At 68.0% G+C, this 14,874-nt stretch carries 15 protein-coding genes and 1 pseudogene; 12 read left to right on the plus strand and 4 right to left on the minus strand.

The window, feature by feature from the left end; genetic code table 11:
• A pseudogene (locus RT567_RS06955) lies at positions 1 to 180 on the minus strand (transcriptional repressor); the annotation flags it as partial.
• Between the two features lie 164 nt (positions 181 to 344).
• On the opposite strand from RT567_RS06955, the gene RT567_RS06960 reads away from it, so the two are divergent.
• Positions 345 to 1,136, plus strand: coding sequence for a SapC family protein (locus RT567_RS06960; RefSeq protein ID WP_313575293.1), 792 nt, complete (start codon positions 345 to 347; stop codon positions 1,134 to 1,136).
• A gap of 136 nt (positions 1,137 to 1,272) precedes the next feature.
• Here the strand turns inward: RT567_RS06960 and RT567_RS06965 are convergent, their stop codons facing one another.
• Both RT567_RS06965 and RT567_RS06970 read right to left on the minus strand, forming a co-directional pair.
• Entirely contained in the window at positions 1,273 to 1,680 is a 408-nt protein-coding gene (locus RT567_RS06965; protein ID WP_313575295.1) for an acyl dehydratase, read from the minus strand.
• Between the two features lie 17 nt (positions 1,681 to 1,697).
• On the minus strand, positions 1,698 to 2,720 hold the full coding sequence (locus RT567_RS06970) for an NADP-dependent oxidoreductase (RefSeq protein WP_313575297.1): 1,023 nt from the start codon (positions 2,718 to 2,720) through the stop codon (positions 1,698 to 1,700).
• 340 nt (positions 2,721 to 3,060) lie between these two features.
• Between RT567_RS06970 and RT567_RS06975 the strand changes: the two genes are divergently transcribed.
• On the plus strand, positions 3,061 to 3,327 hold the full coding sequence (locus tag RT567_RS06975) for a hypothetical protein (RefSeq protein ID WP_313575298.1): 267 nt from the start codon (positions 3,061 to 3,063) through the stop codon (positions 3,325 to 3,327).
• 60 nt (positions 3,328 to 3,387) lie between these two features.
• Here the strand turns inward: RT567_RS06975 and RT567_RS06980 are convergent, their stop codons facing one another.
• Entirely contained in the window at positions 3,388 to 4,179 is a 792-nt protein-coding gene (locus RT567_RS06980; protein WP_313575300.1) for a response regulator, read from the minus strand.
• 199 nt (positions 4,180 to 4,378) lie between these two features.
• On the opposite strand from RT567_RS06980, the gene RT567_RS06985 reads away from it, so the two are divergent.
• From RT567_RS06985 to RT567_RS07030, 10 genes are all read left to right on the plus strand, one after another.
• Positions 4,379 to 4,585, plus strand: a complete 207-nt coding sequence (locus RT567_RS06985) for a NepR family anti-sigma factor (protein WP_087139141.1) — start codon at positions 4,379 to 4,381, stop codon at positions 4,583 to 4,585.
• Positions 4,582 to 5,184, plus strand: coding sequence for a sigma-70 family RNA polymerase sigma factor (locus RT567_RS06990; protein WP_313575303.1), 603 nt, complete (start codon positions 4,582 to 4,584; stop codon positions 5,182 to 5,184). Before RT567_RS06985 ends, RT567_RS06990 begins: the two co-directional genes overlap by 4 nt.
• Positions 5,185 to 5,291: 107 nt before the next feature.
• A complete protein-coding gene (locus RT567_RS06995; protein WP_409516155.1) occupies positions 5,292 to 6,977 on the plus strand; it encodes a sensor histidine kinase in 1,686 nt (561 codons plus the stop codon).
• Between the two features lie 48 nt (positions 6,978 to 7,025).
• A complete protein-coding gene (locus RT567_RS07000) occupies positions 7,026 to 7,163 on the plus strand; it encodes an entericidin A/B family lipoprotein (RefSeq protein ID WP_024355200.1) in 138 nt (45 codons plus the stop codon).
• 138 nt (positions 7,164 to 7,301) lie between these two features.
• Complete coding sequence (gene ald / locus RT567_RS07005; RefSeq protein ID WP_313575307.1) at positions 7,302 to 8,420, plus strand: alanine dehydrogenase; 1,119 nt, start codon at positions 7,302 to 7,304, stop codon at positions 8,418 to 8,420.
• Positions 8,421 to 8,481: 61 nt separating this feature from the next.
• Positions 8,482 to 9,537 (plus strand): GTPase ObgE, encoded by a 1,056-nt coding sequence (gene obgE / locus RT567_RS07010; protein WP_313575309.1) that lies wholly within the window; start codon positions 8,482 to 8,484, stop codon positions 9,535 to 9,537.
• Between the two features lie 185 nt (positions 9,538 to 9,722).
• Positions 9,723 to 12,617 (plus strand): DNA polymerase I, encoded by a 2,895-nt coding sequence (polA, locus tag RT567_RS07015; protein ID WP_313575311.1) that lies wholly within the window; start codon positions 9,723 to 9,725, stop codon positions 12,615 to 12,617.
• A gap of 45 nt (positions 12,618 to 12,662) precedes the next feature.
• On the plus strand, positions 12,663 to 12,971 hold the full coding sequence (locus RT567_RS07020) for a GNAT family N-acetyltransferase (protein WP_313575313.1): 309 nt from the start codon (positions 12,663 to 12,665) through the stop codon (positions 12,969 to 12,971).
• Between the two features lie 53 nt (positions 12,972 to 13,024).
• Entirely contained in the window at positions 13,025 to 14,248 is a 1,224-nt protein-coding gene (locus RT567_RS07025; RefSeq protein ID WP_313575315.1) for an NAD(P)/FAD-dependent oxidoreductase, read from the plus strand.
• 147 nt (positions 14,249 to 14,395) lie between these two features.
• A complete protein-coding gene (locus tag RT567_RS07030) occupies positions 14,396 to 14,746 on the plus strand; it encodes a zf-TFIIB domain-containing protein (RefSeq protein WP_313575317.1) in 351 nt (116 codons plus the stop codon).
• Positions 14,747 to 14,874 lie beyond the last annotated feature (128 nt).

A 14,874-nucleotide genomic window follows, 5' to 3' on the forward strand; every position in this document is an offset into this window, starting at 1 on the left:
CAGGTCATAGGCCTTCACCGGCTCGCCCGCCGTCAGCAACAGTTCCAGCACGCGGCGACGCGGGGCGGTCATGCGCTCGCCGTCGACAGCGCAGCGCGCCTCGACGGCGGCCAGGGCGCGATCCACCTCGGCGGCCCCGAGGTGGTGTTCGGCGTGTTCATGATCACAAGCGAGACCCATGGCCTACAGCTAGGAGGTCATGGCCGCCGCTGCAACCGCATCGACGGTCGCACCCGCTCAGCCCCCGCCCGCCGTCAGCGCAATGTGGCCAAACAGCGGCGTTTGCGGCGGCCCCGGCCATGGGTTAGAAGAACCGTCCTTTCTGTTCAGAAGATCCTTTTTTCATGACCGACGCGACCCAAGCGAACAGCCCCCTGTCGGGCAACGTCCTGTTCTATTCCCAGCCCGAGCCCCTGTCGGCCGAGGCTCACGGCAAGCTGGGCGTGACCCCGGCGGACAAGCCCTACGCCTTCGTCGCCCAGGCCAATGTGGTGCCGCTGACGGTGACGGAGTTCGCCCCGGCCGCCCTCAGCTATCCGGTCATCTTCGTCGGCGACGCCAAGCAGCCGGTCGCGGCCATGGGCCTGAACGCCGGTGAGAACCTGTTCATCGAGGACGGCGACTTCCGCCCCGACGCCTATATCCCGGCCTACGTCCGTCGCTATCCCTTCGTCTTCGCCAATGATGATGAACAGCAGCGCCTGGTGCTGTGCATCGACCGCGCCGCCCCCTTCGTGGTCGAAGGCGGCGAAACCCCCCTGTTCGAAAACGGCCAGCCGAGCGGCTACGTCAACTTCGGCATGGAGTTCTGCAACAACTTCGAGCAGGAGCGCGTGCGCAGCGAGTCCTTCGTCGCCCTGCTGAAGGAACTGGACCTGTTCGAGGTGCGCGAGGCCAACTACACCCCGCGCAACGCCGACGGCACGGCTGGAACCCCGCAGAAGATCGCCGAGTATTTCGCCGTCTCGGAAGACAAGCTGAAGGCCCTGCCGGCCGAGAAGCTGGCCGAACTGCGCGACAACGGCGCCTTGGGCCAGATCTACGCCCACCTGGTGTCGCTGCTGGGCTGGGATCGTCTGATCGCCGTGGCCCTGACCCGCGCCGCCAAGCAACAGCCGGCCGCCGCCAACGCCTGATCTTTTTAGTGGCCTAACGCGCGTTCGCGCTGCTTGAGGCGCTCTTTGAGGGCCTAACGCGCTTTCGCGCTGCTTGAGGCGCTGAAGTCCAAAAGATCAAACGCCCCGTCAGGAAACTGGCGGGGCGTTTTCTATGTCAGCGGCGCGCCACCAGAGCGCGGGTCAGGCAGGAGAAGACCAGCCGCCCCGCCTCGTCCAGCAAGTCCTGCTGGGCGATGATCACGCCCTTTTCGTCTCCGACCGGATCCTTGCCCATGATGGTCAGGCGGCCTCGCAGAAGTTCGCCCGCCGGGGGGCTGCGCAGGAAGCGAAGGCCATCGACCGCCAGGGTCTTGGCGCCCGCCCAGCCGCTGGTGCGGTCGGCGGCCAAACGGCTCCACAAGGCGTAGACCATGGCCTCGGGCGCGCCGTAGGCCACATCCCACCCCGGCTGGAACCGTTCAACGAACAGATCCAGCGCCGCCGCATCCACGGCGCAGGCGCCCAGGGGGATGACCTGACCGATCTCGAGATCCTCGAAATGGACGTGCAGCGGCTCGGTCATGCGTGGTCTTCCCTCCGTCAGGCGGCCGGTTCTTCCGACACCCTGACCATCAGCTTGCCGTCATGGTCGCCCGTGAACAAGCGATTCAGCGAACCGACCGCGCCTTCCAGACCGTCGTCGACATGGACCTTCCAGTGGATCTTCCCGTCGGCCAGCCAGGGGCCCATCTCGGCGACCATCTCCTTGGCGCGGTGGGCGTAGTCGAGGACCAGGAAGCCCTTCACGTCCAGGCGGTGGGTGATGATGCGGGCGAAGTTGGGCGAGGGCGGCATCCGCGTGGCGTTATAGGCCGAGATCAGGCCGCAGACGGCCATGCGGCCGTGCACCTTCAGCCGGTTCCACACGGCGATCATGATGTCGCCGCCGACGTTCTCGAAATTGAGGTCGATCCCGTCGGGGGCCAGGCGGTCGAGGGCGTCGCCGACGTCCTCGTTCTTGTAGTCAACGGCGGCGTCAAAGCCGAGCTCCTCGGTCAGCCAGCGACATTTTTCGGCGCCGCCGGCGATGCCGATGACGCGGCAGCCGCGCTGCTTGGCCACCTGGCCGGCGATGGAGCCGACCGCACCCGCCGCCGCCGAGATGACCAGGGTCTCGCCCGCCTTCGCCTTCAGCACGTCGGTGACGCCGAAATAGGCGGTCATGCCGGTCATCCCCAGCACGGACAGGTTGGCCGTCAGCGGCAGGCCCGGCGCGCGGTGGACCGGCCGCAGCCCCGCCTCGGGCACAACGGCGTAGTCGGCCCAGGCGCCCGACAGGGGCATGACCAGATCGCCTTCCTTGTACCGCTCGCCGCGCGACTGCTCGACCACGCCCAGGGTCAGGCCGCGCATGACGTCGCCCAAGCTGACGGGCGGCAGATAGCCCTCGGAATCATTCATCCAGGTGCGGTTGGTCGGGTCGATCGACAGATAGACGGTGCGGACCAGAACCTCGCCGTCCTTCAGGTCGGGCGTGACGCTCTCGACCAGTTCCAGGTCGCCGTCCTGGATCAGGCCGTGCGGCCGCTGACGCAGGATCCATTGTCTGTTGCGCAGGCTCATCTTCCGTCTCCCTCAAGCGTTTTCTTTCAGAACCCATAGTGGCGCCTCGCCACAAGAGAGCAAGCGCACAGGGTCGGTCGCCCGACCCTTCCTCTCGACAAAAAGAAGGCGGACCCGTTCAGGATCCGCCTAGAAGTCGCATCATCGAGAATGAGGCGAGGGCGAAGACCGGCGGTCAGGCCGATCCAGGGGAATAGCCCTCGACCACCAGATAACGGCGCGCGTGAAACTCGGTTCCAAAGCACGCCGACCGCCCGGCGCCGTGCGGCCGTCACGGAACGGCAGGGCGACGGCGGCGTTGGCCCTAGAGGTTTCCCGACCGCCAAAAGGAGGCGAGCCGATGACCCATCAAGACCCGCATTCCCACTCCGCCGACGCCGTTCATGACCACCACGCCGTCGAAGCCCAATATGTCCGCCAGGGACGCAGCGGTCGGCGAACCCTGGTCATCCTGCTGCTCTCGGCCGGAGCCGCCGCCGTGCTGCTGATCGGCATGTGGGCGGTCAGCAACACGGGCTTCCAACGTCAAGACGGCGCCGCCGAGCCCGCGCCGGTCGAGGCAGCGGCCGAAGCTCCGGCTGCGGCGCTGGCCGACCACGCCACCTAAACGCGAAAAAGCCCCGAGACGGCGCTCGGGGCCCTTCGAAACAGTCCGGGCGCGTCGTCCTTACGCGGCCTGCTTCTGGCGCGACGGATGGAAGAACAGGGCCTGGCTGATCGCCGCCTTCACCGTCTCCGGCTGGAAGGGCTTGGTGATCAGGAAGGTCGGCTCGGGACGCTCGCCGGTCAACAGCCGCTCGGGGAAGGCGGTGATGAAGATGACCGGCACGTCGAAGCGCTTGAGGATGTCCTTGACCGCATCAATGCCCGACGAGCCGTCGGCCAGTTGGATGTCGGCCAGGACCAGGCCCGGCGTGTGACGCGAAACAGCGTCCACCGCCTCGTCGTGGGTGGTGGCGGTGCCGGTGACGCGATGGCCCAGCTCCTTCACCAGGCTTTCGATGTCGGCCGAAATGATGGCTTCATCCTCGATGATCAGGACATCCGTCGCCAGTTCGGCGTCGATATCCGACTGGGCCTCGGCGATCAGGCGCTCGACCGTGCGCGGATCGACGGCCAGAATCTGAGCCGCCTCGGACGGCGTGAAGCCTTCCAACGCAGTCAGCAGAAAGGCCTGACGCGAGCGCGGCGAAATCCGCATCAGGCGATGAGCGGCGTCGTCGCCCTCAGCCGCCCCGCCGTCCTCGAGCTGGGCGCCCGTAGCCGACCAGATGGTGTGGAAGACGTGGTACAAGGCCACGCGCGGGGTCATGTCCGTGGGCAGTTGGCGCTCGCCCGCCGCCAGGGCCTCGAGGGCCACACGCACGTAGTTGTCGCCGGTGGTCTGATCGCCGGTCAACGCCCGAGCGTAACGACGAACATAGGGCAGATGAGGCGCAAGTCTGGCCAGAAGGCTCATATTGGTTCGTTCCCCGACAATCTTCGCGCCGCACATTAGTCGGCGCACCAGCGGACTCAACGTATCACATGGGCCACGGTTCCCGCGCCGTCATCCAGCTTGAGCATAAAAACGCCTGACGTTAGGAACCGTATGCGAGAGGCGGCGTTTTCCGCTTCTACAGGCGTTTCAACTGGCTTGGGCGGCAGCCGTAAACTCGATGATCAACACCAAGGACACCCCCGCTCACCCCGACGGGACACCGTCGCACGATCGAGGGCTTGAAGAGGTCCGTCTGCGCCAGCAGGCGATCGGCGTGAAGCTGCGCCACATGTTCGACGAGGTCGTGAACGAGCCTGTTCCCGACGAATTCCTGGAGATCCTCAGACGCGCCGATCAAGCGTCGTCCACCAAGGAGGGACAGTGACCAGCTCCCCATCCCGGCCCCCGTCGGCCGATGACGGCGCCTTCAAGGCCGAACTGGTCACCCTGATCCCACACCTGCGCGCCTTCGCCCGTACCCTGACCGGCGATCCGACTGCGGCCGACGACCTGGCCCAGGAAGCCATGATGAAGGCCTGGGACGCCCGCGCCAGCTATCAGATGGGCACGAACATGAAGGCCTGGACCTTCATGATCCTGCGCAACCAGTTCTACTCGGAAAAGCGCCGCTCCTGGCGCCAGACCCAGCTGGATCAGGAAGCCGCCGAACGCACCTTGATCGCGGTGGACGACCCCGAGGCGCCCGTCGCTCTGGACGAATTGCGCCAGGCCTTGCAGACCCTGCCCGAAGAGCAGAGGGAGGCCCTGATCCTGGTCGGCGCCGGCGGCTTCGCCTATGAGGAAGCGGCCGAAATCTGCCAGTGCGCCGTGGGCACGGTGAAGAGTCGCGTGTCGCGCGCCCGCAAGGCGTTGCAGGCCACGCTGGAGCGCGGCGGCTACGCCCGCGACGGAAAGTCCGCCGGGGATGCGATGCGATCCATCCTGGCCGACGCCGACAGGCTGAGCGGCTCCGGGCGGAGATAGTCGTGCTGCGGGTCGGCCGGGGTCTGGGCCGGATTCTGGGCCGCACGTTCGGGCGCAAACTCGGACGGCCCAGCGTGCAGGGAATCCGCTTCCGTCTCGGCGTGGCCATGGCCATCGCCCTGCTGCCGATCCTGTTGCTGGCCGCGATCCAGACCGAGGCCGGCTTCCGCCGCCAGACCGCCGAGCAGCGCATCGACCTGCAACTGGCCGCCGACCGCAGCGCCGCCCACGCCAAGAACAATATCGACAGCGCCGTGGTGCTGTTGCAGGCCCTGGCCCCCGAGGGCGTCGGCTTCTACTGCGAGCCGCGCCTGACCGCCCTGGTCGAGCGGATGGACAGCATCGCCGGCCTGGCGCGTTTCAGCGCCACGGGCGAGCCGGTCTGCGCCTCCCGCCCCATTCCCCCGCCCTCGGGCGCCGAGGTGCGCGAAAGATCCTGGTATCAGCGGCTGAGACGCGGCGAAGACGTGGTCATGGAATGGACCCCCGGCCAGCAGAACGCCCTGCTGGTCGCGGTGCGTTCCGAACGCCCCATGGGCGCCTTCCAGGGCGCGATGGCCGCCATCCTGCCGCTCGCTGCGCTGCAGCCGGACATTCGCGACCCCGCCCTGCCCGCAGGCGCACAGGCGGCGGTGATCGACACATCCGGCCGGGTGCTGATCGCCACCGACGCCGAAGCCTTTCAGGTCAGCGACTCCCAGGCCATCGCCGCCTGGGCCGGCCAGGCCCAGCGCGGCGACACCGCCCTGTTCGAGGCGAAAGACGTACGCGGTCGCCGTCATGTCTATGCGGGAGCGCCGCTGTCGGGACGCGACGTCTTCGTCCTTTTGTCCGCCCCGGCGCCGGGCCTGTTGTCCTGGGCGCGGCTGAACCCCTTCGGCACCCTGCTTCTGCCGCTGGCGGCCTGGCTGGCGACCTTCGCCGCCGTCATGCTGCTGTCCGAGCGGATCGTCGTGCGCTGGCTGGGCTATCTGGAGCGGGTGGCCGCCATATATGCGCGCGGCCGCTTCTCGGTCCGCCCGGTCCAGGCAGAGCACGCCCCGGCCGAAATCCGCGTCCTGGCCCGCACCCTCGGCGCCCTGGGCGACAACATCACCCGGCGCGACAAGGCCCTGCTGGAAGCCCTGGACGAGAAGGACGCGCTGATGCGCGAGATCCATCACCGGGTGAAGAACAACCTGCAGATCATCTCTTCCCTGCTGTCGATGCAGCAGCGGGCGGTGACCGACCCCAGCGCCCGCGCGGCCCTGGGCGACACCCGTCAGAGGATCGCCGCCCTGGCCCTGATCTACCGCATCCTCTACCAGAGCGAGCATGTCCGCGAGGCCGATTCCGAGACCTTCCTGCGCGAGCTGGTCGGCCAGTTGATCGCCGGCGAGGCGGTGCGCGGCCCCCTGGTGACCACGACGATCGAAGCCGACCCCCTGGTCATCGACCCCGACAAGCTGGCGCCCCTGGCCCTGTGGGTGGTCGAGGCCGTCTCCAACGCCCAGAAGCACGCCTTCGCCGGACGCGGCGGCGACCTGCAGGTCCGCTTCCGGGTTCAGGGCGGCGTCAGCGTGCTGGAGGTGCAGGACGACGGTCCCGGCGTCGCCGACGCCGCCGAGGCGGGGGTGGGCCGCACTCTGATGATCGCCTTCGCCAAACAGTTGCGCGGCGAGGCCGAGACCGTCCCGGCGCCCGAGGGCGGCTCGATCGCCCGCCTGACCTTCGTCACGCCCGAAGCCCATGGACCGGCCCATGTACGCGAGGTCGCCGCCTTCCGTCTCAGCGGAACCCAGGCTCAAGCGTAGCGTTGTTTCCGGGACGGGCGCCAAGCCCGAAACCCTCAGGAGCCTCTCATGCGCAAACTCATCATTCTGGCCGTCGCCGCCGCCGCCCTGACCACCGCCGCCTGCAACACTATTCAGGGCGTGGGCAAGGACACCCAGGCCGCCGGCCAAGCCGTCGAAGGCGCGGCCCGCGACGCCAAGAACTGATCTCTTTCTGATCAAAAGGCTGCGCCTGGACCCCGCCGAGAACATCGCTCGGCGGGGTTTTATTTTTCTCTGGTGCGACCTTGGCGGCTTGTTTAGCGTCGCCGCGCCCTATGTCAGGGCTAGGACTTTGAAAAGAAGATGCGCGTCGGCTGCCCCCGAGAAATCAAGACCAATGAACATCGCGTCGGCCTGACGCCCGCCGCCGTGCGCGAATACGTCGCCCACGGCCACGCTGTCGTCATGGAGACCGGCGCGGGTCTCGGGGCAGGCTTTTCCGACGCCGACTACGTCAAGGCGGGCGCGCGTATCGCGCCGGACGCCCGCACCGTCTTCGCCGGCAGCGATATGATCGTGAAGGTCAAGGAGCTGCAGCCGACCGAGTTTTCCCTGCTGAACGACGGCCACATCCTCTTCACCTATCTGCACCTGGCGCCCGATCCCGAGCAGACCAAGGCCTTGCTGGCCTCCGGCTGCGCCGCCGTCGCCTATGAGACGGTGACGGACAAGAACGGCGGCCTGCCCCTGCTGGCGCCCATGTCCGAGGTGGCCGGTCGCATCGCCGTCTTCTCGGCGGCCGAGACCCTGCTCAAGCACAAGGGCGGCATGGGCCTGCTGTTCTGCGGCGTGCCGGGTGTGGCGCCGGCGCGGGTGCTGGTGCTGGGCGGCGGGGTCGTGGGGCTGAACGCCGCGCGCATGGCCATGGGTCTGGGCGCTGAGGTGGTGGTGCTGGAACGCTCGATCCCGCGCATGCGCCAGATCGACGAAGTGACCGGCGGCCGGGTCATCACCCGTTATTCCTCCCTGCACGCCATCGAGGAGGAACTACCCAAAGCCGATGTGGTGATCGGCGCCGTCCTGACGCCGGGCGCCGAGGCGCCGACCCTGGTGCGGCGCGACCAACTCGCCTCGATGAAGAAGGGCAGCGTCCTGATCGACGTCGCCATCGACCAGGGCGGCTGCTTCGAGACCTCGCGCCCGACTACTCACGACCAGCCGACCTATGTGGTCGACGACGTCATCCACTATTGCGTCGGCAACATGCCGGGGGCCGTGCCGCGCACCAGTTCGGAAGCCCTGAACAACGCCACCCTGCCCTTCGGCCTGGCCCTGGCCGACCGGGGGCTGGAGGCCCTGCGCGCCGACCCGCATCTGGCCAAGGGGTTGAACGTGCTGAAGGGCGAGATCACCCATCCGGCCGTGGCCCAGGCGCTGGGCATGGACTGGCGCGACCCCTTCGGCGTCTGGGCGCGTGGATGAAATCCCACCCGTGAATTTCGGCCGCCTGTAATTCGCCGCGCTTCTGGGCCATAAGGCGCCCATGAAGTTCCTCGATCAGGCCAAGATCTATATTCGCTCCGGCAACGGCGGCGCGGGCTCCGTCTCGTTCCGTCGCGAAAAATTCATTCCCAACGGCGGTCCCGACGGCGGCGACGGCGGCAAGGGCGGCGACGTCTGGGTCGAGTCGGCCGACGGGCTGAACACCCTGATCGACTTCCGCTATCAGCAGCATTTCAAGGCCCCGACCGGCAACCACGGCCAGGGCCGCCAGATGCACGGCGCCAAGGGCGAGGACGTGGTCCTGCGCGTGCCCGTCGGCACCCAGGTGCTGGACGAGGACAAGGAGACGGTGCTCGTCGATCTGGACGAAGCGGGCATGAAGGTGAAGCTGCTGTCCGGCGGCAACGGCGGCTGGGGCAACACCCGCTTCAAGGGGCCGGTCAACCAGGCCCCGCGCCACGCCAACCCCGGCCAGGAAGGCCAGGAGCGCTGGATCTGGCTGCGGTTGAAACTGATCGCCGACATCGGCCTGGCAGGCCTGCCCAATGCGGGCAAGTCGACCTTCCTGTCGGCCGTCTCGGCGGCGCGGCCCAAGGTGGCGGACTATCCCTTCACCACCCTGACGCCCAACCTGGGCATGGTGGACCTGAGCCCGTCGGAACGCTTCGTCATCGCCGACATTCCCGGCCTGATCGAAGGCGCCAGCGAGGGCGCAGGGCTGGGCACGCGCTTCCTGGGCCACGTCGAGCGCTCGGCCAGCCTGATCCACCTGATCGACGGCACGCAGGACGACGTGGTCGCCGCCTATCGCATCATCCGCGGCGAGCTGGAGGCCTATGGCGAGGGCCTGGCCGACAAGATCGAGATCCTGGCGCTGAACAAGATCGACGCCCTGACGCCTGAGGCCCGCGAGGAGAAGGCGGCGGAGCTGGAGGCGGTCGCCGGTCGTCGGCCCTATCTGGTGTCCGGCGTCTCGGGCGAGGGCGTGACCGAACTGCTGCGCGCCGCCTGGGCCGAGGTGAAGAAGACCCGCGGCGAGATTTCGGACGAGGGCGAACACGTCATCCCCGAAACGCCGGGCGGCTGGCAGCCGTAAGAAACGCAGGCTCTCCTCCCCATGAAATGGGGAGGTGGATCGGCGGCATCGCCGACGAGACGGAGGGGCTTCTTGGCTTCGCCGTCCTTGGCCCCTCCACCACTGCGTGGTCCCCCTCCCCACACAGTGGGGAGGAAAGCCGAACCGCAGATGACGCCGCGCCTTCGGCCCCCTATGTTCGCGCCATGACCGACGCGCCCGCCGAAATCCCCGCCCGCCCCCTCACGCAAGACGGGCCGCCGCTCAGGCTGTGGTTGATCGACGCCTCGGCCTACATCTTCCGCGCCTATCACGCCCTGCCGCCGCTGACCCGCAAGTCGGACGGCCTGCCCGTGGGGGCGGTGCAGGGCTACTGCAACATGCTGTGGAAGCTGCTGAAGGACATGAAGGGCGAGGACGGCCCGACGCACCTGGTCGCCGTCTTCGACCACTCTGAGAAGACCTTCCGCAACGACCTCTATGATCAATACAAGGCCCACCGCCCCCCGGCGCCCGAGGATCTGGTCCCGCAGTTCCCGCTGGTGCGCGAGGCGACCAAGGCCTTCGGCGTCCACTGCGTCGAGATGGCCGGCTATGAGGCCGACGACCTGATCGCCACCTATGCCTGTCAAGCCCGCGATGCGGGCGGCGAGGCGGTGATCGTCAGCTCCGACAAGGATCTGATGCAGCTGATCGGCGACGGCGTGGTCATGTACGACCCGATGAAGGACCGGCGCCTCGAAGAAGAGGCCGTGTTCGAGAAGTTCGGCGTCACGCCGGACAAGGTGGTCGAGGTTCAGGCCCTGATCGGCGACAGCGTCGACAACGTGCCCGGCGCCCCCGGCATCGGCCCCAAGACGGCGGCCCAGCTGATCCATGAATACGGCGATCTGGACACCCTTCTGGCCCGCGCGGGCGAGATCAAACAGCCCAAGCGCCGCGAGACCCTGATCAACTTCGCCGACCAGATCCGCCTGTCGCGCGAACTGGTGAAGCTGACGTGCGACGCGCCGATTCCCGAACCGATCGACGACTTCATTATCCGCGACCCGGACCCGGCCACCCTGTCGGACTTCCTTGAGACGATGGAGTTCCGTTCGCTGGCCCGCCGTGTCGGCGACGGCAAGGCGCCGCAGAAAGAAGGCTCGGCCTTCGCCCGCCCCCTCAGCGCGCCGGTCGCTGCGCCGCGCTATGGCCAGACCGAAGTCGCCGCCCCGGCCGAGACCCACGCCATCGACCACGACCGCTATGAGTGCGTGCAGACGCTGGAAGACCTCGACCGCTGGATCGCGCGGGCGAAGGCGGCGGGCGTGGTCGGCTTCGACACCGAGACCGACGCCCTGTCCTCGACCCACGCCGGGCTGTGCGGCGTGTCGCTGGCGGTCGGGCCGAACGAGGCCTGCTACATTCCCCTGACGCATGAGCATGAGCCGACCGGCGACGGCGGGCTGGACTTCGGCGACGGCGGCGACGCGCGCCCGCCTCTGCAACAGATCGACAAGCCGACGGCCCTGGCCCGGTTGAAAGACCTGCTGGAAGACCCGTCGGTGCTGAAGGTCGGCCAGAACATCAAATACGACCTCGCCGTCATGGCCCGGCGCGGCGTGCGCGTCGCCCCGATCGACGACACCATGCTGATTTCCTATGTGCTGGAAGGCGGAATGCACGGCCACAGCATGGACGAGCTGGCGCGCCTGCACCTCGGTCACGAACCCATCCCGTTCAAGAGTGTGGCCGGAACCGGCAAGAGCCAGAAGAGCTTCAAGCACGTCGAGTTGAAATCGGCCGTCTGCTACGCCGCCGAGGATGCGGACGTGACCCTGCGCCTGCATCGCCTGCTGAAGCCGCGCCTGGCGGCCGAGGGGCTGTCGAGCGTCTATGAAACGCTGGAGCGCGGCATGCCCGCCGTCCTGGCCGACATGGAGCGGGCCGGGGTGCGGGTCGATCCGGACCGGCTGCGTTCGCTGTCCTCGACCTTCGGTCAGCGCATGGCCGAGCTAGAGGAAGAGGCGCACAAGCTGGCCGGTCGCCCGTTCAACGTCGGCAGCCCGCGCCAGATCGGCGAGATCCTGTTCGGCGAGATGAACCTGCCCGGCGGCAAGAAGACCGCCAGCGGCCAGTGGGGCACCGACGCCAGCGTGCTGGAGGATCTGGCCCAGAACCACCCCCTGCCCCGCACCATTCTGGACTGGCGTCAGCTGTCCAAGCTGAAGGGCACCTATACCGACGCCCTGGTCGCGGCCATGGACCCGCAGACGAACCGGGTCCACACCTCCTATCAGCTGGCGGCGGCGACGACGGGGCGTCTGGCCTCATCCGACCCCAACCTGCAGAACATCCCGATCCGCACCGAGACGGGCCGCCAGATCCGTCAGGCCTTCATCGCCTCGCCGGGCCATGTGCTGATCAGCGCCGACTACAGCCAGATCGAGCTGCGCCTGCTGGCCCACATCGGCGACATTCCCGAGCTAAAGCGCGCCTTCAAGAACGGCCTCGACATCCACGCCGCCACCGCGTCCGAAATGTTCGGCGTCCCGGTCGAGGGCATGCCCAGCGAGACGCGCCGCCGCGCCAAGGCCATCAACTTCGGCATCATCTACGGCATCAGCGCCTTCGGACTGGCCGCCCAGCTGGGCATCGAACAGGGCGAGGCCGGGGCCTACATCAAGACCTATTTCGAGCGCTTCCCCGGCATCCGCGCGTACATGGACCGGACCAAGGCGCTGGTGAAGGAGCAGGGCTTCGTCACCACCGTCTTCGGGCGGCGCATCCACATCCCGGCCATCCATTCCAAGTCCGGCGCCGAACGCCAGTTCGGCGAGCGCGCGGCCATCAACGCCCCGATCCAGGGCGCCGCCGCCGACATCATCCGCCGCGCCATGATCCGCATGCCCGGCGCCCTGGCCGAGGCCGGTCTTCAGACCCGGATGCTGCTTCAGGTCCACGATGAACTGGTGTTCGAAGCTCCGGAAGCCGAGGCCGAGCGCGCCGTCGCCATCATCCGCCGGGTGATGGAGACCGCCGCCGAACCCGCCGTGGCCCTGAGCGTTCCGCTGGATGTCGAAGCCAAGGCCGCTGGCAACTGGGACGACGCGCACTAAATCCGTTTCTTCGAGCAAGCCCTTATCTCTGAACAAGGATGTGACATGAGCCTGGACCCCGAAATCCGCGACAACGAAGAGGCCAAGCGCTACGAGCTGACGGTCGACGGCGAGACCGCCGTGGTCATCTACAACCCCGTCGCGGGTGGGCGGCTGATCACGGAGACCCTCGTGCCGGTCCCGCTGGAAGGGCGCGGCATCGCCAGCCGCATGGCCAAGCACGTCCTGGCCGATCTGAAGTCGAAAGACCTGCTGATCCTGCCGACCTGCCCCTTCTTCTCCAGCTATCTGAAGAAGCACCCGGAATACGCCGATCAGGTGCATCCGACCTATCGGGCCATGCTGGGCCTGTAGGGCATCGCTTCGCGCCCTTCCCTGGCGGGGCCTGCGCCTGCTAGGGCGGGGCGATGAAGTCTTCAGACATCGACGTCCTGATCGTCGGCGCCGGCGCGGCCGGCATGATGTGCGCCATCGAGGGGGGCAAGCGCGGCCGCCGCGTGCGCGTGATCGACCATGCCCGCGCCCCCGGCGAGAAGATTCGCATCTCGGGCGGCGGGCGCTGCAACTTCACCAATCTGGGGACCGGCGGCGCCAACTTCCTGGGCGAGAATCCGCGCTTCGCCCTGTCGGCCCTGCGCCGTTTCACCCAGCACGACTTCATCAAGATGGTCGATCGCCACGGCATCGCCTGGCACGAGAAGACGCTGGGTCAGCTGTTCTGCGACGACAGCGCCAAGCAGATCATCCGTATGCTGACCGATGAGATGAAGGCGGCGGGCGTCACCCTGTCGCTGGGCCTCGGCGTCAAGGCGGTGGAGCGCGCGGGCGAGCGGTTTCAGGTCGATCTGGACGACGGATCGCGGGTAACGGCGGCCTCGCTGATCGTGGCGACCGGCGGCAAGTCCATTCCCAAGATGGGGGCCACCGGCTGGGGCTATGAGGTCGCGCGGCGCTTCGGTCTGCGCGTCACTGACACCCGGCCCGCGCTGGTTCCTCTGACGTTCGAGCCAGGGTTGCTGGAGCAGCTCAAGCCGTTGGCGGGCGTGTCGGTCGACGCCGTGGTGCGCCACAAGGCGCCCAAGGATGCGGGCGCCGGCCGCCCGGCCAAGGAAACCGTCTTCCGCGAAGGCCTGCTGTTCACCCATCGCGGCCTGTCGGGGCCGTCGATCCTGCAGATCAGCTCCTACTGGCGCGAGGGCGAGGCGATCACCGTCGATCTGGCCCCCGACCGCGACGCGGCCGCCGAAATTCTGGCCGCCAAGACCGAGAACGGCAAGCAGGCCGTCCACACCGCCGTCGGCCACGTCGTGCCGCGCCGTCTGGCCGAAGCCCTGTGCGCGCGCGAAAACCTGTCGGGCAAGCTGGCCGAGGTCGGCGACAAGAAGCTGCGCGCCCTGGCCGAGGGGATCAACGCCTGGACGGTCAAGCCGGTCGGCTCTGAAGGCTATCGCACCGCCGAGGTGACGCTGGGCGGGGTCGACACCGCCGCCCTTGATCAACAGACGATGGAGGCCAAGACCGTCCCCGGTCTGTTCTTCATCGGCGAGGTCGCCGACGTCACCGGCTGGCTGGGCGGCTACAATTTCCAGTGGGCCTGGTCGTCGGGCTGGGCCGCGGGCCAGCACTGCTGATCGCATGAAAACAGGGCCCTGCGGCGACGCGGCGCGTTGTCGCGGGAGCGGGCGATCCCTACCTCTTTTGCTGTAGCGGGACGGGCCCCTCTGGCGGCGCTTCGGCGGCGTGATGTCGGACCGCATTCAACGACGAAAGAGGATGTCATGCCCCTGCTGATGTGCCCGAACGACAATGCGCCCATGCAGACGCTGGACCGCCACGGCGTCCAGTTCGACATGTGCCCGAGTTGTCGCGGCGTCTGGCTGGATCGCGGCGAGCTGGAAAAGCTGATGGAATCGGCGACCGACGAAGGTCGCGCCGCCGCGCCCGCCGCTCCGGCCTATGCTCCGCCGCCGCAAGCAGCCCAACCTCAGCAGCCCTGGGGAGCTCAGCCGACCTATCGCGAGCCGCCGCGCCAACGCGACGACCGTTATGATCACGACCGTCGCCGCGACGACGACTACCACTACCGCAAGAAGAAGAAGCGGTTGGACATCTTCGACATCTTCGACTGACGCCGAAGGGCGGTCAGGCCGCCAGGCCGACCGCCTGCATCAAAGGCCGTAGGGTCAGTACCGTCTGCGGCTCGGCACCCAGGGCGGCGCGGGTGTCCGGCGCGCGCATCAACCGCACGGCTTCGGCG

This window comes from Brevundimonas sp. (genome assembly GCF_032107865.1).
Classification (GTDB): domain Bacteria; phylum Pseudomonadota; class Alphaproteobacteria; order Caulobacterales; family Caulobacteraceae; genus Brevundimonas.

What these genes read in the sequence shown, in the direction of transcription:
- RT567_RS06980 (WP_313575300.1), bottom strand. Translation starts at nt 4,179, where the DNA reads ATGAGCCTTCTGGCCAGACTTGCGCCTCATCTGCCCTATGTTCGTCGT.
- RT567_RS07020 (WP_313575313.1), top strand. Translation starts at nt 12,663, where the DNA reads ATGAGCCTGGACCCCGAAATCCGCGACAACGAAGAGGCCAAGCGCTAC.
- RT567_RS06970 (WP_313575297.1), bottom strand. Translation starts at nt 2,720, where the DNA reads ATGAGCCTGCGCAACAGACAATGGATCCTGCGTCAGCGGCCGCACGGC.
- RT567_RS07025 (WP_313575315.1), top strand. Translation starts at nt 13,025, where the DNA reads ATGAAGTCTTCAGACATCGACGTCCTGATCGTCGGCGCCGGCGCGGCC.
- ald (WP_313575307.1), top strand. Translation starts at nt 7,302, where the DNA reads ATGCGCGTCGGCTGCCCCCGAGAAATCAAGACCAATGAACATCGCGTC.
- obgE (WP_313575309.1), top strand. Translation starts at nt 8,482, where the DNA reads ATGAAGTTCCTCGATCAGGCCAAGATCTATATTCGCTCCGGCAACGGC.
- polA (WP_313575311.1), top strand. Translation starts at nt 9,723, where the DNA reads ATGACCGACGCGCCCGCCGAAATCCCCGCCCGCCCCCTCACGCAAGAC.
- RT567_RS06985 (WP_087139141.1), top strand. Translation starts at nt 4,379, where the DNA reads ATGATCAACACCAAGGACACCCCCGCTCACCCCGACGGGACACCGTCG.
- RT567_RS06995 (WP_409516155.1), top strand. Translation starts at nt 5,292, where the DNA reads ATGGCCATCGCCCTGCTGCCGATCCTGTTGCTGGCCGCGATCCAGACC.
- RT567_RS07030 (WP_313575317.1), top strand. Translation starts at nt 14,396, where the DNA reads ATGCCCCTGCTGATGTGCCCGAACGACAATGCGCCCATGCAGACGCTG.
- RT567_RS06960 (WP_313575293.1), top strand. Translation starts at nt 345, where the DNA reads ATGACCGACGCGACCCAAGCGAACAGCCCCCTGTCGGGCAACGTCCTG.
- RT567_RS07000 (WP_024355200.1), top strand. Translation starts at nt 7,026, where the DNA reads ATGCGCAAACTCATCATTCTGGCCGTCGCCGCCGCCGCCCTGACCACC.
- RT567_RS06975 (WP_313575298.1), top strand. Translation starts at nt 3,061, where the DNA reads ATGACCCATCAAGACCCGCATTCCCACTCCGCCGACGCCGTTCATGAC.
- RT567_RS06965 (WP_313575295.1), bottom strand. Translation starts at nt 1,680, where the DNA reads ATGACCGAGCCGCTGCACGTCCATTTCGAGGATCTCGAGATCGGTCAG.